Origin of the sequence: Variovorax sp. SPNA7, assembly GCF_033807855.1 — a bacterium.
Lineage (GTDB): Bacteria > Pseudomonadota > Gammaproteobacteria > Burkholderiales > Burkholderiaceae_C > Variovorax > Variovorax beijingensis.
This window is the reverse complement of record NZ_CP138513.1, coordinates 5,458,310-5,474,811: the sequence shown is the minus strand read 5'-3', so window position 1 is coordinate 5,474,811 and position 16,502 is coordinate 5,458,310. Positions and strand designations below refer to the sequence as shown.

General features: G+C 66.9%; 18 protein-coding genes. 13 read left to right on the top strand and 5 right to left on the bottom strand.

Annotation, left to right across the window (positions count from 1 at the left end):
• Positions 1 to 74: 74 nt before the first annotated feature.
• The 6 genes from RZE77_RS25695 (at position 75) to RZE77_RS25670 (ending at position 6,779) form a co-directional block, all read left to right on the top strand.
• Positions 75 to 1,151 (top strand): branched-chain amino acid ABC transporter permease, encoded by a 1,077-nt coding sequence (locus RZE77_RS25695; RefSeq protein WP_319439832.1) that lies wholly within the window; start codon positions 75 to 77, stop codon positions 1,149 to 1,151.
• Complete coding sequence (locus tag RZE77_RS25690) at positions 1,148 to 1,972, top strand: ABC transporter ATP-binding protein (protein ID WP_319439831.1); 825 nt, start codon at positions 1,148 to 1,150, stop codon at positions 1,970 to 1,972. The genes RZE77_RS25695 and RZE77_RS25690 overlap by 4 nt, the downstream gene beginning before the upstream one ends.
• A gap of 481 nt (positions 1,973 to 2,453) precedes the next feature.
• Complete coding sequence (locus RZE77_RS25685) at positions 2,454 to 3,227, top strand: ABC transporter ATP-binding protein (RefSeq protein ID WP_018905088.1); 774 nt, start codon at positions 2,454 to 2,456, stop codon at positions 3,225 to 3,227.
• A gap of 4 nt (positions 3,228 to 3,231) precedes the next feature.
• Positions 3,232 to 5,112 carry an AMP-dependent synthetase/ligase gene (locus RZE77_RS25680; protein ID WP_319439830.1) on the top strand — a complete coding sequence of 627 codons (1,881 nt, stop codon included), beginning with the start codon at positions 3,232 to 3,234 and terminating at the stop codon, positions 5,110 to 5,112.
• A gap of 31 nt (positions 5,113 to 5,143) precedes the next feature.
• Positions 5,144 to 6,310 carry an ABC transporter substrate-binding protein gene (locus RZE77_RS25675; protein WP_319439829.1) on the top strand — a complete coding sequence of 389 codons (1,167 nt, stop codon included), beginning with the start codon at positions 5,144 to 5,146 and terminating at the stop codon, positions 6,308 to 6,310.
• 7 nt (positions 6,311 to 6,317) lie between these two features.
• Positions 6,318 to 6,779 carry an EVE domain-containing protein gene (locus tag RZE77_RS25670; RefSeq protein ID WP_319439828.1) on the top strand — a complete coding sequence of 154 codons (462 nt, stop codon included), beginning with the start codon at positions 6,318 to 6,320 and terminating at the stop codon, positions 6,777 to 6,779.
• A gap of 6 nt (positions 6,780 to 6,785) precedes the next feature.
• Here the strand turns inward: RZE77_RS25670 and RZE77_RS25665 are convergent, their stop codons facing one another.
• Positions 6,786 to 7,439 carry a MarC family protein gene (locus tag RZE77_RS25665; RefSeq protein WP_015867683.1) on the bottom strand — a complete coding sequence of 218 codons (654 nt, stop codon included), beginning with the start codon at positions 7,437 to 7,439 and terminating at the stop codon, positions 6,786 to 6,788.
• Positions 7,440 to 7,441: 2 nt separating this feature from the next.
• The gene (locus RZE77_RS25660; RefSeq protein WP_319439827.1) at positions 7,442 to 8,188 is read right to left on the bottom strand and encodes an SDR family oxidoreductase; all 747 of its coding nucleotides are present in this window, start codon (positions 8,186 to 8,188) and stop codon (positions 7,442 to 7,444) included.
• A 144-nt stretch (positions 8,189 to 8,332) separates the two neighbouring features.
• On the opposite strand from RZE77_RS25660, the gene RZE77_RS25655 reads away from it, so the two are divergent.
• A complete protein-coding gene (locus RZE77_RS25655; protein ID WP_319439826.1) occupies positions 8,333 to 8,932 on the top strand; it encodes a 2-hydroxychromene-2-carboxylate isomerase in 600 nt (199 codons plus the stop codon).
• 42 nt (positions 8,933 to 8,974) lie between these two features.
• Entirely contained in the window at positions 8,975 to 9,658 is a 684-nt protein-coding gene (locus RZE77_RS25650) for a dienelactone hydrolase family protein (RefSeq protein WP_319439825.1), read from the top strand.
• 33 nt (positions 9,659 to 9,691) lie between these two features.
• Here the strand turns inward: RZE77_RS25650 and RZE77_RS25645 are convergent, their stop codons facing one another.
• Positions 9,692 to 10,600: a LysR family transcriptional regulator gene (locus tag RZE77_RS25645; RefSeq protein ID WP_319439824.1), complete on the bottom strand. Its 909-nt coding sequence runs from the start codon at positions 10,598 to 10,600 to the stop codon at positions 9,692 to 9,694.
• A 254-nt stretch (positions 10,601 to 10,854) separates the two neighbouring features.
• On the opposite strand from RZE77_RS25645, the gene RZE77_RS25640 reads away from it, so the two are divergent.
• Positions 10,855 to 11,223 (top strand): DUF4148 domain-containing protein, encoded by a 369-nt coding sequence (locus RZE77_RS25640; RefSeq protein WP_319427999.1) that lies wholly within the window; start codon positions 10,855 to 10,857, stop codon positions 11,221 to 11,223.
• A gap of 86 nt (positions 11,224 to 11,309) precedes the next feature.
• On the opposite strand, the gene RZE77_RS25635 is transcribed toward RZE77_RS25640, so the two are convergent.
• Together RZE77_RS25635 and hemB are read right to left on the bottom strand one after the other, a co-directional pair.
• Entirely contained in the window at positions 11,310 to 12,470 is a 1,161-nt protein-coding gene (locus tag RZE77_RS25635) for a magnesium transporter CorA family protein (RefSeq protein ID WP_319439823.1), read from the bottom strand.
• Positions 12,471 to 12,473: 3 nt separating this feature from the next.
• Entirely contained in the window at positions 12,474 to 13,463 is a 990-nt protein-coding gene (gene hemB / locus RZE77_RS25630) for a porphobilinogen synthase (protein ID WP_319442415.1), read from the bottom strand.
• Positions 13,464 to 13,825: 362 nt separating this feature from the next.
• Here hemB and RZE77_RS25625 point away from each other — a divergent pair, with 362 nt between their 5' ends.
• From RZE77_RS25625 to RZE77_RS25610, 4 genes are all read left to right on the top strand, one after another.
• Complete coding sequence (locus tag RZE77_RS25625) at positions 13,826 to 14,254, top strand: CopD family protein (RefSeq protein WP_319439822.1); 429 nt, start codon at positions 13,826 to 13,828, stop codon at positions 14,252 to 14,254.
• Between the two features lie 14 nt (positions 14,255 to 14,268).
• Positions 14,269 to 15,384: a VanZ family protein gene (locus RZE77_RS25620; RefSeq protein ID WP_319439821.1), complete on the top strand. Its 1,116-nt coding sequence runs from the start codon at positions 14,269 to 14,271 to the stop codon at positions 15,382 to 15,384.
• Between the two features lie 31 nt (positions 15,385 to 15,415).
• Positions 15,416 to 15,769, top strand: a complete 354-nt coding sequence (locus tag RZE77_RS25615) for a (2Fe-2S) ferredoxin domain-containing protein (protein ID WP_319439820.1) — start codon at positions 15,416 to 15,418, stop codon at positions 15,767 to 15,769.
• Between the two features lie 72 nt (positions 15,770 to 15,841).
• On the top strand, positions 15,842 to 16,474 hold the full coding sequence (locus RZE77_RS25610) for an alpha/beta hydrolase (protein WP_319439819.1): 633 nt from the start codon (positions 15,842 to 15,844) through the stop codon (positions 16,472 to 16,474).
• The last annotated feature ends 28 nt before the right edge of the window (positions 16,475 to 16,502 follow it).

Below are 16,502 nucleotides of genomic sequence, written 5' to 3'. Positions count from 1 at the left end.
GTCACTTCGTGTACTCGCTGCCCCCCGAGGGGGCGCAGGTCCGCCTTGGGGCGGCCCGGCGACGGACCTGATTCATGCGCTTCATCTTCAAGACCAGCTACGACCAGGACATCCGCCTCGCGCGGCACGGCGGCCATGTGTTCTGGTACGGCCTGCTCGCGGCGTTCCTCGTCGTCGCGCCATGGGCGATCGACGAGTACTGGCTCGCGCAGCTGACCTTCGTGCTGATCTACGGCATCGTCGGGCTGGGGCTGATGCTGCTGGCGGGCTTCACGGGGCAGTTCTCGATCGGGCACGCCGCGTTCCTTGGTGCGGGTGCCTACACGCAGGGCGTGCTGACGAACCTGGGCGTGCCGTTTCCGATTGCGCTGGTCGCAGCCGCGGCGCTGTCGGCGGCGGTGGGCGTGGTGGTGGCGCTGCCGGCCTTGCGCGTGAAGGGCATCTACCTGGGTATCGCCACGCTGTCGTTCGGCTTTATCGTGGAGGAAGTGTTCGCGCGCTGGGAGAGCGTGACAGGCGGCAACGCGGGGCTGCATGTGAAGTCGCCGCAGCTCTTCGGCTGGTCGCTCGGATCGGGCAACGGTTTCTACTTTCTGTGCCTGGTGGTGGCGGTGCTCAGCACGCTCGGCATCCTGAACCTGCTGCGCTCGCCGACCGGCCGCGCCTTCGTCGCGATCCGCGATTCGGAGATTTCGGCGCAGAGCATGGGCATTCACCTCGCGCGCTACAAGACGATGTCGTTCGCGATCTCGGCCGCGCTCGCGGGCCTGGGCGGTGCGCTGTATGCGCACAAGCTGAGCTTCATCTCGCCGGACCAGTTCAACATCCTGCAGTCGATCGACCTGCTGCTGATGGTGGTGATCGGCGGCCTGGGTTCGGTGCATGGCGCGTTCCTGGGCGCGATCTTCCTGATCGCGATGCCGCAGCTGATCTCGATGGGCAAGGACTGGCTGCCGGCCGTGATCGGCCAGGCGCCGGGGCTGCAGGGGCTGGTGTACGGCGTGGTGCTGATCGCCTTCGTGCTGTTCGAACCGCTGGGGCTGTATGGCCGCTGGCTCAAGATCCGTACCTGGCTGCAGCTCTTCCCGTTCTACCGCAAGGGATTGTTCAAGCGGCAGAAGTCGTTCACCAAGTCGGACCGATTGAGATGAGCAGCAGCAGCGACGTTCTTCTTTCCGCGAAGGACCTGAGCGTGCGCTTCGGCGGCGTGCTCGCGGTCAACAAGGTGAGCTTCGACGTGCGCCGCGGCGAGGTGTTCACGCTGATCGGCCCGAACGGCGCGGGCAAGACGACGGTGTTCAACCTGATCAGCCGGATCTACACGCCGACGATGGGCGAGATCACGTGGCATGGCGAGGCTGCGGGGCCCTTGGCGCTGACGCAGCAGGCACCGCACGCGATTGCGGCGCTGGGCATTGCGCGCACCTTCCAGAACATCGAGCTGTTCGAACATGCGACGGTGCTGCACAACCTGCTGATCGGCCGCCACACGCACCGGCAGACGGGGTTCTGGAGCGAGGTGTTCTTCACGCCCGCGACGCGGCGTGCGGAGATTGCGGCGCGCGAGAAGGCGGAGCAGGTGATCGAACTCCTGGATTTGCAGCATCACCGCGATTCGATGGTGGCCGGTTTGCCTTATGGCGTGCGCAAGGTGGTGGAGCTCGCGCGTGCGCTGTGCACCGAGCCGAAGCTGCTGCTGCTCGATGAGCCGTCGTCGGGGCTCAACGTCGAGGAGACGGCCGACATGGCGTTCTGGATTCAGGACATCCAGCATGAGCTGGGTGTTTCGGTGCTGATGGTCGAGCACGATATGTCCCTGGTGTCGAAGGTGTCGGACCGTGTGCTGGCGATGAACATGGGCGAGGTGCTGGCCACTGGTACGCCACGCGAGGTGCAGGCTGATTCGCGGGTTGTCGAGGCCTATCTTGGGACTGTGGATGACGTGAGCAGCTTGAGGAGGGTGGCGGCGTGAATGTCTTGTTCGCTGCTTCGTTGGAGACGCCCGGTGTGCGGTGCGGGGCGGTCGCCCCCACTATGCCGGCCGCTTCGCGGCTCCCCTGCGGTGCTCGCGTTTCGCGGGGTCTCGCAGAACTCGCTTCGCTCAAACAGCTGCGAGCCCTGATCCGCGAAACGCTGCGCTCCTCGGCGGCACAGAGGGGGCGCCCACCCCGCACCGCACACCGGGCTTGGGAGTGGAGGAACGACCCCGAGCGTGCCCTCGGCGTTGGGGCCCATGCCCCGGGCGGGCCGTTGAGGCACCGCCGAGCAGCGCAGCGACAGGCGGATCAGGGCTCGCAGCTGTCTGAGCGCAACGCAGTGGAGCGAGTTCTGCGAGACCCCGCCTGTCGTGAGCAGCGCAGGGGAGCCGCGAAGCGGCCGGTGACGTCGGCCCGCCCGGGGCATGGGCCCCAACGCCGCTCCCCGCCCTTGTCGAACATTCGAGGGACAACGAAGTGACCGACGTCGTCCTCCAGCTGCTCAACGTCGAGAGCGCCTACGGCCCCATCAAGGCCATCAGAGGCGTGAGCCTGAAAGTCAGGCAGGGCGAAATCGTGACGGTCCTCGGCTCCAACGGGGCGGGCAAGACGACCATCCTGAAAACGATCTCCGGAATCATCGACCCGAGAAAAGGCAGCATCGAATTCCAGGGCAAGGACATCACCGCCAAGGACCCGGCCCACATCGTGCAGCAGGGCCTGAGCCACGTGCCCGAAGGCCGCGAGGTGTTCCCGCTGCTGTCAGTGAAGGACAACCTGCTGATGGGCGCCTACACCCGCAAGGACCGCGACGGCGTGGCGCGCGACATGGAGAGCGTCTATGCCTATTTTCCGATCCTGCGCGAACGCGCCACGCAGGACGCCGGCCTGCTCTCGGGCGGCCAGCAGCAGATGCTCGCCATCTCGCGCGCCATCATGGCCGCGCCGCATCTCATCCTGCTCGACGAACCCAGCCTTGGCCTCAGCCCCAAGCTGACGAAGGAGATCTTCGAGATCGTCGTGCGCATCAACCGCGAACGCGGCACCACCATCCTGCTGGTGGAGCAGAACGCCAACATGGCGCTCAACGCCTCCGACCACGGCTACGTGCTCGAGAACGGCCGCATCGTCATGGAAGACACCTGCGAACGCCTGCGCGAGAAAGAAGACATCAAGGAGTTCTACCTCGGCGTCAAGGACGACGGCGTGCGCGGCGAGCGGCGCTGGAAAAAGAAGAAGACCTGGAGATGACGGCATGAGCACAACCGCCCTGCGCGCTCCCGCCGGCCTCTGGGACCTGGCGCACCTGCAGCCGAGTCCGGGCATCGCCGTGCCGGGCGACACCATCCCGGCCGTGTTCTGGAAGGCCGTGGAGCTGCGCGCCGACAAGGTCTGGATGCGGCAGAAGGAATTCGGCATCTGGCGCGCATGGACCTGGCGGCAAACCGCCGAGGCCGTGCGCGAGATCGCGGGCGGCCTGCTGGCGCTCGGCTTTGGCCAGGGCGAGTGCGCGTCGATCCTTGCCAACACCGTCATCGAATGGGTGCTGTGCGACGTGGCCGTGCTCAGCTGCGGCGGCGTGTCCAACGGCATCTATCCCACCGACGCGGCCTCGCAGGTGCACTACCTCTGCGAGGACTCGCGCACCACCGTGCTCTTCGTCGAGGACGACGAGCAGCTCGACAAGGCGCTCGAGGTGCGCGCGCAATTGCCGATGCTGCGCAAGGTCGTCGTGTTCGACATGGAAGGCCTGCGCGAGCTCGACGATCCCGGCGTCATCAGCCTGGACGCCCTGCGCGCACTCGGCCGCGATTACCTGCAGGCCCATCCGCAGGCGCTGGAGCAGCGCATCGCCGCCTGCCGGCCCGAAGACCTCGCGATCCTGGTCTACACCTCGGGCACCACCGGCAAGCCCAAGGGCGCGATGCACAGCCACCGCGGGCTGGTCTACACCATGCGCGGCTACAACACCCTGCTGGCGCAGGGCGAGGGCGACGAGCGCATGTGCTTCCTGCCGCTGTGCCACATCGCCGAGCGCATGGGCGGCGAATACTTCGCGATGTACACCGGCTCGATCCTCAACTTCGTCGAGAACCCGGAGACGGTGCCCGAGAACGTGCGCGAGATTTCGCCCACCGTGTTCACCGCCGTGCCGCGCGTGTGGGAGAAGTTCTATTCGGGCGTGATGATCGCGCTGAAGGAAGCCAGCCGCCTGCAGCAGGCTGCCTACGGCTGGAGCATCGGCGTGGGCCGGCAGATCGCCGATCGCGTGCTCGAAGGGCGGCCGGTGGGCGCCTGGCTGCGCTTGAAGTTCCGCCTGGCGCGCTGGCTGGCGCTGGACAACGTGCGCAAGCTCATCGGCATCCACCGCGCGCGCTTCCTCGTGACCGGTGCGGCGCCGATCTCGCCCGAGCTCGTGCGCTGGTACCTGGCGCTGGGCGTGCCCATGCTGGAGGTCTGGGGCATGACGGAATCGTGCGGCGCCTCCACCGGCGTGCCGCCGTCGCGCATCATGCCGGGCTCGATCGGGCCGGCCACCAGCTACAACGAGGTGCGCCTCGATCCGCAGACCGGCGAGATCCTGGTGCGCGGCCCCAATGTCTTCATGGGCTACCTCAACCTGCCCGAGAAGACCGCCGAGACCATCGACGCCGACGGCTGGCTGCACACCGGCGACGTGGGAACGGTCGACGCGGGAGGGTATTTCCGCATCACCGACCGCATGAAGGACATCATCATCACGGCAGGGGGGAAGAACATCACGCCGAGCGAGCTGGAGAACGAGCTCAAGTTCAGCCCCTACATCACCGACGCAGTGGTGATCGGCGACAAGAAACCCTACCTCACGGTGATCGTCATGATCGACCAGGAGAACGTCGAGAAGTTTGCGCAGGACCACGACGTGCCGTTCAGCAACTACGAAAGCCTGACGCGCGCGCAGGAGGTGCTGGACCTGATCCAGGGCGAGATCGACCGCGTCAACGCGAAGTTTGCGCGGGTCGAGCAGATCAAGAAGTTCTTCCTGCTCGAAACGCAGCTGAGCGCCGAGGACGAGGAGCTCACGCCGACGATGAAGCTCAAGCGCAAGCTGGTGCAGACGAAATACGCCGAGCGCATCGACGCCATGTACCGCTGAATCATTTTCGCCAACCCGAGGAGACAACCCCATGAAGCTCAAGACAGTGACGACCCTGGCCGTGCTGGGCCTGGCCGCAGCGTTCGCGTCCGCGCAGCAGCAACAGGGCGTGAGCAAGGACGAGATCCGCATCGGCACCATCCAGGACCTGTCGGGCCCGCTCGCAGGCTTCGGCAAGCAGGCGCGCAACGGCATGCAGCTGCGCGTGGACGAACTCAACGAGCAGGGCAACATCCACGGCCGCAAGCTCAAGCTCTTCGTCGAGGACTCGGGCTACGACCCGAAGAAGGCCGTGCTTGCGGCGCAGAAGCTGGTCAACCAGGAGAAGATCTTCATCATGGCCGGCCACATCGGCACGGCGCAGAACATGGCGGCCATGCCGGTGCAGTTCGAGAAGAACATCGTCAACTTCATGCCGATCACCGCGGCGCGCGAGATGTACGACCCGCTGCACCGGCTCAAGTATTCGTTCGCCGCCACCTACTACGACCAGATCCGCCTGGCGCTGCCCAAGATGATCAAGGAGAAGGGCGCCAAGAAGGTCTGCACCATCTACCAGGACGACGAGTTCGGGCTCGAGGTGCAGCGCGGCGCCGAGGCCGGCCTGAAGACCGCCGGCTTGGAGCTGGCCGAAAAAACCTCGTTCAAGCGCGGCGCCACCGACTTCAGCTCGCAGGTCGCCAAGATGAAGGCTGCCAACTGCGACCTCGTGGTGCTCGGCACCATCATCCGCGAGACCATCGGCACCGTGGGCGAGGCGCGCAAGACCGGCTTCAACCCGACCTTCCTGGGTTCGAGCGCGGCTTACACCGACCTGATCCACAAGCTCGGCGGCAAGGCGATGGACGGCATCTACGCCACCATGACGGTGCAGAACCCCTACACCGACGAGCAGTCGCAGCCGCTGCGCTTCTGGGCCAACAAGTACAAGACCAAGTTCAACGAAGACCCGACGGTGTTCTCGGTGTACGGCTACGTCATCATCGATTCGTTCATCAAGGCGGCGCAGAAGGCCGGCCCGAACCTCTCGACCGACAGCTTCATCAAGGCCATGGACAGCATGACCTTCGAGCCCGACATGTTCGGCAGCGCGAAGAGCACCTACACCGCCACCAAGCGCCTGGGCAACGACCAGTCCCGCTTGTCCCAGATCAAGGATGGGAAATGGGTCGTCGTGTCCGACTATGTGACACCATAGCGGGACCATGCCCAACTACTGGCTGATGAAATCCGAGCCCGACGAGGTCTCGATCGACGACGCGCTTGCCGCACCCGGCGCCACCGTGGCGTGGACCGGCGTGCGCAACTATCAGGCACGCAACTTCATGCGCGACGGCATGAAGGTCGGCGACGGCGTGCTGTTCTATCACTCGAGCTGCCCCGAGCCCGGCATCGCGGGCATTGCGCGCGTGGCCTCGGGCATCAAGCCCGACCCGACACAGTTCGACCCGAAGTCGCCCTACTACGACCCGGCCTCGAAGAAGGACGATCCGCGCTGGCTGCTGGTCGACGTGCAGGCCGTGCGCAAGACGCGGCTGCTGCCGCTGCCCGAGCTGCGCGCCAGGCCCGAGCTGGCCGATCTCGTCGTGCTGCGCAAGGGCAACCGGCTGTCGATCACGCCGGTCGAGCCCGCGCACTGGCGAGTCATCGAGAAGATGCTGGGCTGAAGGGCGTCAGCCCACGCGCTGCAGGATCGGGAACAGCTTGCCCAGGCCGTCGGCCATGACCTCGACCGCGAGCGCGGCGAGGATCAGGCCCATGAGCCGCGTCATGATGTTGATGCCCGTCTTGCCGAGCACGCGCGCAATCGGCTGCGCCAGCGAAAACGCCAGCGCTGTGGCCAGTGCCACCACCACGCCATAGCCCACCAGCAGCCCGAGCTCCCACAGGTGCTGCGTCTTGTCGGCATAGATCACCACGGTCGATATGGTGGCCGGCCCGGTGAGCAGCGGAATGGTGAGCGGCACCACCGCGATCGAGGCGCCCATCGAGGCCTTGACCTCGGTGGCCCGCAGCTCCTCGACATTGGTCTTGCTCTCGGCCGGCTTGGCATTGAGCATCGACAGCGAGCTCATGAGCAGCAGCAGCCCGCCGCCCACCTGGAAGCTGGCAATCGAGATGCCGAAGAACGCCAGCAGCTGCAGCCCGATCAGCGCGCTGACCGCAATCACCACGAAGGCGCTGAAGGCCGACATGCGCACCGTGTGCCGGCGCTGCGCATCGGAATAGCCCTGGGTGTAGTGGATGAAGAAGGGCACGATGGCCAGCGGGTTGACGATGGCCACCAGCGTGACCAGCGGCTTGATCAGGTCCATCGAGGTGCTCATGCTTACCTTCCCCCGGTCACGTCGAGCAGCGCCATGGTGGTGTAGCTCGCTTCGGCGGACAGCAGCCACAGGATCGCGCCGGCAATTTCCTCGGCGCTGCCGGTGCGCTGCATCGGCACGGTGGGCGCGAGCTCGAAGGCGCGCTCGGGCATGCCGCCGGAGGCGTGGATCTCGGTGTCGATCAGGCCCGGGCGCACCGCGTTGACGCGGATGCCCTCGGCGGCCACTTCCTTGGCCAGGCCGATGGTGAAGGTGTCGATGGCGCCCTTGCTGGCCGCGTAGTCGACGTACTGGCCGGGCGAGCCCAGCCGCGCGGCGCCGCTCGAGACGTTGACGATGGCGCCGCCCGATCCGCCGTGCCGGGTGCTCATGCGCCGGACCGCCTCGCGCGCGCAGATGAAGCTGCCGATCACGTTGATGCGGAACATGCGCTCCAGGCGCGCCACGCTCATTTCGTCGACCCGGGCCTGCACGTCGACGACGCCGGCGTTGTTGACCAGCGCCGTGAGCCGGCCGAGCCTGGCATCGACCTTCTCGAACATGGCCAGCACCTGGGCCTCGTCGCCCACGTCGGCCTGCACGGCCATGGCGCTGCCGCCGCCCGCGCGGATGGCGCGCACCACCTCGTCGGCGGCGAGCGAGTTGTTCGCGTAGTTGACGGCCACCGCGTAGCCGCGCTGCGCCGCCAGCAGGGCCGTGGCGGCGCCGATGCCGCGGCTGCCGCCCGTGATCAAGAGCACCTGGTCCAAAACCCACCTCCTGCAGAGAAACTGCGTGTCAGTTAAAACCGTCGGCTTGGATTACATCATCGGGGGCACGCGCATGAGCGTGAGCGCCGCGCCGGGCCGCCCCAAGCAAGCTCGCACCGCAGTGCGAAGCACGGAGGTTATTGAATGCACAAGACGATCGACTATTACTTTGCGCCACAGAGCCCATGGACCTATCTGGGGCATTCCCGCTTTGCCGCGATCGCCGCAGCCGCCGGCGCCACGGTGCGTGTGCGGCCGATCGACCTGGGCAGCGTGTTCCCGGTGTCGGGCGGGCTGCCGCTGGGCAAGCGCGCGCCGCAGCGCCAGGCGTACCGGCTGGTCGACCTCGCACGCTGTTCGCGCCACCTCGGCCTGCCGCTGAACACCAAGCCGAAGTTCTTTCCGGTGGCCAGCGACGACGCAGCCCGGGTCATCATCGCGGTCGACATGCACGACGGCACCGAGGCCGCCATGCGCATGTGCGCGGCGGTGTTCGCGGCCGTGTGGGTGCAGGAGCGCAACATCGGCGACCCGAAGGTGCTCGATTCGCTGGTCGTCGAATGCGGGCTGTCGCCCAAGCGCGCGGAGCAGTCGCAGAGCCAGGCGGTGCAGGAGCGTTACGAGGCCTACACGCAGGAAGCGATCGACATCCAGGTGTTCGGCGCGCCGAGCTACGTGATCGACGGTGAAATTTTCTGGGGGCAGGACCGCCTCGACTTCGTCGAGCGGGCGCTGCGCCCCTAACCCGGCCTTTTTTTCTCAGTTGCCATCAAGGAGCAAGACATCATGGGTCAATTCATCGATCTGAAAGCCAAGGACGGCTTCACCTTTCCCGCCTACGTGGCCGAACCGGCCGGCAAGCCGCGCGGCGCAGTGGTCGTGGTGCCGGAGATCTTCGGCGTCAACTCGCACATCCGCTCGGTGGCCGACGGCTACGCGGCCGACGGCTACCTGGCGGTGTCGCCCTCGACCTTCCATCGCGTGAAGCCCGGCGTCGAGCTCGGCTACAGCGACGAGGACATGAAGGCCGGCTTCGCGCTGAAGACCGCGGTCGAGGCGCTGCCCGCGCCCGGCGTGCTGCAGGACATCGAGGCCGCCGTGGCCTATGCGTCCAAGGCCGGCAAAGTGGGCATCGTGGGCTATTGCTGGGGCGGCCTGCTGGTCTGGCGCGCCGCCAGCCTGGTTCCCGGCGTTGCCGCCGCGGCGCCCTACTACGGCGGCGGCATGACCACGCCGGAGGAAACCGCGCGCCAGCCCAAGGTGCCGGTGCTCGCGCATTTCGGCAACCAGGACCACTGGATCCCGTTGGACACCATCGAAGCCTTCAAGAAGGCGCATCCCGAGGTGGAAGTGCACGTCTACGAATCCGGCCACGGCTTCAACTGCGACCAGCGCGGCTCCTACAACGCCGAGGCCGCCAAGCTCGCGCGCACGCGCACGCTCGCGTTCTTTGCCAAGCACGTTGGCTGAGCGCGGCCGGGGCTCGGCGTGCCGGGCCTTGCCTTATTTCTTCTTTTGCGAGCCCGGCCCTTTGCCGACGCGGGTCTGCAGAAAGTCGAGCAGCGCACGCAGCGCGGCGCTGTTGTGGCGCCGCTGCAGGTAGGCGGCCGAGAGCCACATGTCCTTGCGCGCATAGCCCTGCAGCACCGGCACCAGCTCGCCGTGGTCGATGTGCGACTGCACCAGGATCGAGGGCAGGTAGATCACGCCGAAGCCGTGCATCGCCACCCGGATCAGCGGCGCGCCCTCGGTGCAGTCCATGCGGCTCTTCACCGGCACGTCCAGCGGCTCGCCGCCGTCGTCGAAGCGCCAGACCGGCTGGGCGCCCAGCAGCGAATGCGTGAGCGCCTCGTGCGCCGCGAGGTCGCGCGGATGCTCGGGCTTGCCGTGCTTCTTCCAGTACACCGGCGAGGCGCAGACCACCATCTCCATGAGCATCAGCTTGCGCACGATCAGGTTGGCGTCCGCGACCGGGCCGCTACGGATGTCGACGTCGATGCCTTCTTCCGCAAGGTCGACCGCGCGGTTGGTCAGCTGCAGGCTGATGCTCACGTCCGGGTAATAGCGCATGAATTCGGCCAGCAGGCTCGGAAACTCGCCGTTGCCCATGCCGTGCGGCGCCGAAATCCGCAGCCGGCCGCCGGGCTGCCTGGCGCGCTCCTGCAGTTCGGCCTGCGTGAGTTCCACCATTTCGAGCACCGGGGTGCTGCGCTCGAGCAGCAACTGCCCGGCATCGGTCAGGCTCACGGAGCGCGTGGAGCGGTTGAGAAGGCGCACGCCGAAGCGCGTTTCGAGCTCCGCCACGTATTTGCTGACCGTCGCCTTCGACATGTCGAGCTTCTTTGCCGCGTGCGAGAAGCTGCCATGCGAGGCCACTTCCCGGAAGGTTCTGATCAGATCGAGACTGTCCATGTCAAAGCGCCCATTGTTTCCGTTTCATGACCAGCCTGCCGCGATTTTCCGGGATGACCGCCTTTTGCAGCCGCCAACGCGTCTTTCGATCGTGTGCATGCCGCCGGGGCGTGATTGTTTCAATAGAGGAAACACGGTGTCTCTGTTCCGCGTGATTTACAAAGGCCGTTCAGTTGGAAACTCGCCGCACAGGTGAGCACGAACGAACGAGCGAGCCTGGTGGACGAACCATCCAACGAACACAAGGAATTGAAATGAAGACCTCGCACATCCTCGCCGCCGCTGCCCTGACCCTGCTTGCCGCCACCGGCGCCCAAGCCGAATCCTACGAAGGCGTGAACACCGCCGTCTCGACCAAGAGCCGCGACGAAGTCAACGCCGAAGCCGTGCGCGCCGCATCGGCTCCGAACCAGAACGTGACCCGCGGCTCGCGCGGCCCGGAAACGGTCGCCGTGTCGAAGGACCGTGCGCTCGTGGAAGCCGAAGCCGTTCGCACCGCCTACGCTCCCGACCAGAACGTGACCGGCGGCTCGCGCGTCAACAGCAAGGTCATCTCGACGATGGTCCACCCGATGGACGCACGCGTTCAAGCCCAGCAAGGCTCGGGCGCCGTCGCCAAGTAAGACCGGCAAGACCGCTGCCCCTCGCGGGCAAGCAAAAAGGCCACGCAATCGCGTGGCCTTTTTGCTTTCAGGGCGGCTTGCGAGCTTCAGCGCGTGCGTGCGAGGTAGCGCTTGCGCCAGAACACCAGCACCAGCAGCAGCGCGATCACCAGCATTGCCATCATGGCGATCCAGAAGCCGTCGGCCTTGTGCACCAGCGGGATGAACTCGAAGTTCATGCCGAAGATGCCGGCAATGAGGTTGAGCGGCAGGAAGATGGCCGTCAGCACGGTGAGCACCCGCATGATGTCGTTGGCGCGGTGGCCCTGCACGCTGAAATGCATCTGCACCGCGGTTTCGGCGTTCTGCTCGAGCCGGTGCACGTGGTGCACCACGCGCTCGATGTGCTCGAGCACGTCGCGGCTTCGCACCATGATCAGTTCCCGTTCGCGCTGCTCCGCCTCGCCCTGGGCTGGAGGCAGCGTCTCGAGCGAATCGATCCAGTCCTGGATGGCCGCGCGCTGGTCTTCGCAGATCTCGTCCAGGTGGTGCAGCGACTGCCGGGCTTCCATCAGCGCGCCCCAGTTGGTGAAGCGGCTGCGCGGATCGATCAGCTCGGTCTGCCAGTGGTCGAGCTGGCGCGTGAGCTCGCGGCGCATGTCCAGGTAGCCGTCGACGATCTGGTTGATGACGCGCAGCATCAGGTCGGCGGTGCCGGTGGGCACGCGGGCCGAGGTGGCGCGCACGTCCAGCGCGGGGGCGCCCTTGTCGTCCGGCGATCCGGCGGCGAGCAGCCGGGCGGCAAAGGCGTCGCGCACGGCGCCGTCCTCGGGGTGCACCGACAGCAGCACGCGGTCGAACAGCGCGAAACCCACGGGACGGGTGTCGACCCGCCGCAGCACCGGCGGGCCGTGGCGCAAGGGCGCGGGAAGGGGCGGCTCGCCGCCGGTGGTGCCCTTGCCGTTGCCCAGCGCCGCCTGGCCGGGACCGCTCGAGAGGCGCCGGAACACCAGCACGTCGTATTGCGAGGTGTAGTCGTAGTGCGATGGCAGCTGGTCGTTGAGCAGGTCCGCCACGTGCAGGTCGACCAGCTGCGCCTGGCAGAGCGACTGCAGGATCTGCTGGACCTCGGGCAGCGAGGCGCGGAATTCGTCCCGCGTGAGCGAAATCCAGAGATAGCCTTGCGCGGCGCACGCCCCGGGCAGCGCGAGAGGAGCCAGCGCCGGATGCTCGCTGACGCGCGAGCGGTCGATTTCGAAGATGCGCATGCGCTATTGTTTTTGTAGCAACCGCGCGGCGTCGAGCGCAAAGTAGGTGAGCACGCCGTCGGCGCCGGCGCGCTTGAAGGCGAGCAGGCTCTCGAGCACCACCGCATCGTGGTCGAGCCAGCCGTTCTGGGCGGCGGCCTTGAGCATCGCGTATTCGCCGCTCACCTGGTAGGCGAAGGTCGGCACATGGAATTCGTCCTTCACGCGGCGCACGATGTCCAGGTACGGCATGCCGGGCTTGACCATCACCATGTCGGCGCCCTCGGCAATGTCGAGGCCGACCTCGCGCAGCGCCTCGTCGCTGTTGCCCGGGTCCATCTGGTAGACCTTCTTGTTGCTCTTTCCGAGCGTCGCGGCCGAGCCCACGGCATCGCGGAACGGGCCGTAGAAGGCGCTCGCGTACTTGGCGCTGTAGGCCATGATGCGGGTATGGATGTCGCCGCGGGCTTCCAGCGCGGTGCGGATCGCGCCGATGCGGCCGTCCATCATGTCGCTCGGCGCCACAATGTCGACGCCGGCTTGCGACTGTGTGAGCGCCTGCTTCACCAGGACTTCAACGGTGGCGTCGTTGAGGATGTAGCCGGTGTCGTCGAGCAGGCCGTCCTGCCCGTGGCTGGTGTAGGGGTCGAGCGCCACGTCGGTCATGACGCCGAGCTCCGGAAAGCGCGACTTCAGCGCGGCGACCACGCGCGGGATCAGCCCGTCGGGATTGAAGGCCTCGTCGCCCTCGGGCGTCTTGAGGCTCGCATCGATCACCGGAAAGAGCGCCATCACCGGGATGCCGGCCTCCACGCACTGCTCGGCCACCGGCAGCAGCAGGTCGAGGCTCAGGCGATCCACGCCGGGCATCGACGCCACGGCCTCGCGCTTTTTCTCTCCTTCCTGCACGAACACCGGGTAGATGAGGTCGTGCGTCGTCAGCGCATGCTCCCTGACCAGGTTGCGGGTGAAGGTGTCGCGGCGCAGGCGGCGCGGACGGCCGGCGGGGTACATGGCAAAGGAAGATGGCGTCATAGACGGAAAATTGTGCCTGAAGCCTCCATCCGTGCGCTGGACGGCTGGCCAAGTGTTGTCCGATGACCATCCGGGCGGGTAGACCGAAGGTTCTCTTTTTTTGCGTGGAAATGTCAAAGAATCTGGCCCGGGCCGCTTGAAACTTTGTTTCGCCTTTGTTAAATTCAAAAGCGGGCGGTTTACCGCTCCCCGCTTTTCCTCCCTGAGCGGGTGCCTTGATGTGTGACAGCAAAAGGGCTTCCCAGCCCGACGTGAAGACGTCGGGCTTTTTTTTGCCCGCTGCATCCGCGCCGGCGCCAAAGCCCGGCCTGCACGGCGCGGCCGGCCACTAAACTGGCCCCATGCTCTGGGTTAAATCTCTTCACATCGTCTTCATTGCCAGCTGGTTCGCCGGGTTGTTCTACCTCCCCCGGATCTTCGTCAACCTGGCGATGGTGCCGCCCGAGTCCGTGGCCGAACGCGAGCGCTTGCTCCTGATGGCGCGCAAGCTGTTGCGCTTCACGACCTTCCTGGCCGTTCCGGCGCTGGGTTTCGGCCTCTGGCTCTGGCTGGGCTATGGCATCGGGCGCGGCCCGGGCAACGGCTGGCTGCATGCCAAGCTGGCGCTGGTGCTGGCAGTGATCGGGTACCACCATGCCTGCGGCGTGCTGCTGCGCCGCTTCGTGGCCGGCGGCACCCAGCGCAACGACCGCTGGTACCGCTGGTTCAACGAACTGCCGGTGCTGCTGCTGCTCGGCATCGTGGTGCTGGTGGTCGTCAAGCCGTTCTGAGCCCGAAAGCCACGGTGGAGACGCAGCACAAGTCCGCCGCGCTGCCCCTGGCGCTGGCCTACGCGGCGCTGATCGTCTATGCCAGCCTGTACCCGTTCGCCGACTGGCGCGACCAGGGCATTGCGCCGTGGGCCTACCTGTCGGCCTCGTGGCCCAAGTACTGGACGGGCTTCGATTTCGCGGTCAACGTGGGCGGCTATGTTCCGTTCGGCTTCCTGTGTGCGCTGGCGGTATTGCGGACGCGGCGCGACGCCAGCGTCTGGCGTGCGGTGCTGCGCGCCACGCTGGCCGGCGCGGCCGTGGCTTTTGCCATGGAAACGCTGCAGAGCTATCTGCCCGCGCGCATTCCTTCCAATGTCGACCTGGGCCTGAACAGCTCCGGCGCGCTGCTGGGAGCCCTGCTCGCGGCGGGGCTCGAACGGCTCGGCGCGGTGGCGCACTGGAGCCGCACGCGCTCGCAGTGGTTCGTCGACGACTCGCGCGGCGCGCTGGTGCTGCTTGCGCTGTGGCCGCTGGCGCTGCTGTTCCCGGCTGCCGTGACCTTCGGGCTCGGCCAGGTGTTCGAGCGGCTCGAAGTCGCGGTCTCGGAGTGGCTGCTCGACACGCCCTTCATCGACTGGATGCCGCTGCGCCAGTTCGAGCTGGAGCCGCTGGTGCCAGCCGTCGAGTTGCTGTGCGTGATGCTCGGTGCCCTGGTGCCGTGCCTGCTGGCTTTCATGGTGACGCGCACGGTCGTCCGGCGTGCCGTGCTGCTGCCGCTCACGCTGCTGGCGGGCATCGGCGCCTCGGCGCTGTCGGCGGCGCTGAGCTACGGCCCCGAGCACGCATGGGCATGGCTGGGCCTGCCGGTGCAGGTCGGCATCGCGACGGCGCTGGTTGCCGGCGTGCTGCTGCTCGGCGCGCCGCGGCGGCTGTGCGCGGCCTTGCTGCTGGTGGCGCTGGTGATCCAGCTGAGCCTGCTGAACCAGGCGCCCGAGAGCGCGTATTTCGCCCAGACCCTCGCCACCTGGGAGCAGGGGCGCTTCATCCGCTTCCACGGCCTGGCGCAGTGGCTCGGGTGGCTGTGGCCGTTCGCGGTCCTTGCCTATGTGGTGGCTGCGCTGTCGCGCCGGGGGCGGCCGGCAAGCTGATGGCGTGCGGCGGCGTCACTAAAATCTCCCGATGCCCAGTTCCTCTCCCGCCGCGCCGCGCGGCTATTACGGCCGCCACATCTTCTTTTGCCTGAACGAGCGCAAGAACGGGGAAGACTGCTGCGCCCTGCACAACGCCCAGGCGGGTTTCGACCGCTGCAAGGCGAAGGTCAAGGAGGCGGGGCTGGCCGGTCCCGGCAAGGTGCGCGTCAACAAGGCGGGCTGCCTGGACCGCTGCGCCGGCGGCCCGGTGGCGGTGGTCTATCCCGACGCGGTCTGGTACACCTTCGTCGATGCCGACGACATCGACGAGATCGTCGACTCGCACCTGAAGAACGGCCAGGTCGTCGAGCGCCTGCTGCTGCCTCCCGATGTGGGCCGCTGAACTTTTGGCGGGATCCCGCGCTCGTACCGTGCACCCAAGCCCTCGGGGCCGGTCAGTTCCATTCCTCGCATCATGAATTCCCAGACCGAAAAGATCCGCCTCCAGGGCACCGCCGGCGTCATCGAGGTGCAGCGCGATCAGCCGTCGGAGGCCGCGCGCGGCATTGCCGTGATCGCCCATCCGCATCCGCTGTTCGGCGGCACCATGGACAACAAGGTGGTGCAGACCCTGGCGCGCGCCTTCGTCTCCTGCGGCTGGACCGCGGTGCGCTTCAACTTCCGCGGCGTGGGTGCGAGCGAAGGCGTGCACGACGAAGGGCGCGGCGAGTGCGAAGACATGATGAACGTCGTCGCCCAGCTCGCGCCCGAGGGCCCGCTGGCGATTGCCGGTTTTTCGTTCGGCGCCTTCGTGGCAAGCGGCGCGGCCGAAAAGCTCTGGGCCGGCCGCGACCTGCGGCAGCTCGTGCTGGTCGGAACGGCGGCTTCGCGCTTTTCCGTCGCCACGCTGCCGGCTGAGGCGCACGAGCGCACGCTGGTGGTTCACGGCGAGGCCGACGACACGGTGCCGCTGGCGGCGGTCATGGACTGGGCGCGGCCGCAGTCACTGCCTGTCACGGTTATTCCGGGGGGCGGCCATTTCTTTCACGGACAATTGCCCCTCCTCAAAAGTCTGGTTGTCCGCCATCTGCGTGCGGGCGCCGCATGAAAAGCCTCACGGGCTTGAGTTTTCGTTT

What these genes read in the sequence shown, in the direction of transcription:
- RZE77_RS25695 (WP_319439832.1), top strand. Translation starts at nt 75, where the DNA reads ATGCGCTTCATCTTCAAGACCAGCTACGACCAGGACATCCGCCTCGCG.
- RZE77_RS25690 (WP_319439831.1), top strand. Translation starts at nt 1,148, where the DNA reads ATGAGCAGCAGCAGCGACGTTCTTCTTTCCGCGAAGGACCTGAGCGTG.
- RZE77_RS25680 (WP_319439830.1), top strand. Translation starts at nt 3,232, where the DNA reads ATGAGCACAACCGCCCTGCGCGCTCCCGCCGGCCTCTGGGACCTGGCG.
- RZE77_RS25675 (WP_319439829.1), top strand. Translation starts at nt 5,144, where the DNA reads ATGAAGCTCAAGACAGTGACGACCCTGGCCGTGCTGGGCCTGGCCGCA.
- RZE77_RS25670 (WP_319439828.1), top strand. Translation starts at nt 6,318, where the DNA reads ATGCCCAACTACTGGCTGATGAAATCCGAGCCCGACGAGGTCTCGATC.
- RZE77_RS25665 (WP_015867683.1), bottom strand. Translation starts at nt 7,439, where the DNA reads ATGAGCACCTCGATGGACCTGATCAAGCCGCTGGTCACGCTGGTGGCC.
- RZE77_RS25655 (WP_319439826.1), top strand. Translation starts at nt 8,333, where the DNA reads ATGCACAAGACGATCGACTATTACTTTGCGCCACAGAGCCCATGGACC.
- RZE77_RS25650 (WP_319439825.1), top strand. Translation starts at nt 8,975, where the DNA reads ATGGGTCAATTCATCGATCTGAAAGCCAAGGACGGCTTCACCTTTCCC.
- RZE77_RS25645 (WP_319439824.1), bottom strand. Translation starts at nt 10,600, where the DNA reads ATGGACAGTCTCGATCTGATCAGAACCTTCCGGGAAGTGGCCTCGCAT.
- RZE77_RS25640 (WP_319427999.1), top strand. Translation starts at nt 10,855, where the DNA reads ATGAAGACCTCGCACATCCTCGCCGCCGCTGCCCTGACCCTGCTTGCC.
- RZE77_RS25635 (WP_319439823.1), bottom strand. Translation starts at nt 12,470, where the DNA reads ATGCGCATCTTCGAAATCGACCGCTCGCGCGTCAGCGAGCATCCGGCG.
- hemB (WP_319442415.1), bottom strand. Translation starts at nt 13,463, where the DNA reads ATGTACCCCGCCGGCCGTCCGCGCCGCCTGCGCCGCGACACCTTCACC.
- RZE77_RS25625 (WP_319439822.1), top strand. Translation starts at nt 13,826, where the DNA reads ATGCTCTGGGTTAAATCTCTTCACATCGTCTTCATTGCCAGCTGGTTC.
- RZE77_RS25615 (WP_319439820.1), top strand. Translation starts at nt 15,416, where the DNA reads ATGCCCAGTTCCTCTCCCGCCGCGCCGCGCGGCTATTACGGCCGCCAC.
- RZE77_RS25610 (WP_319439819.1), top strand. Translation starts at nt 15,842, where the DNA reads ATGAATTCCCAGACCGAAAAGATCCGCCTCCAGGGCACCGCCGGCGTC.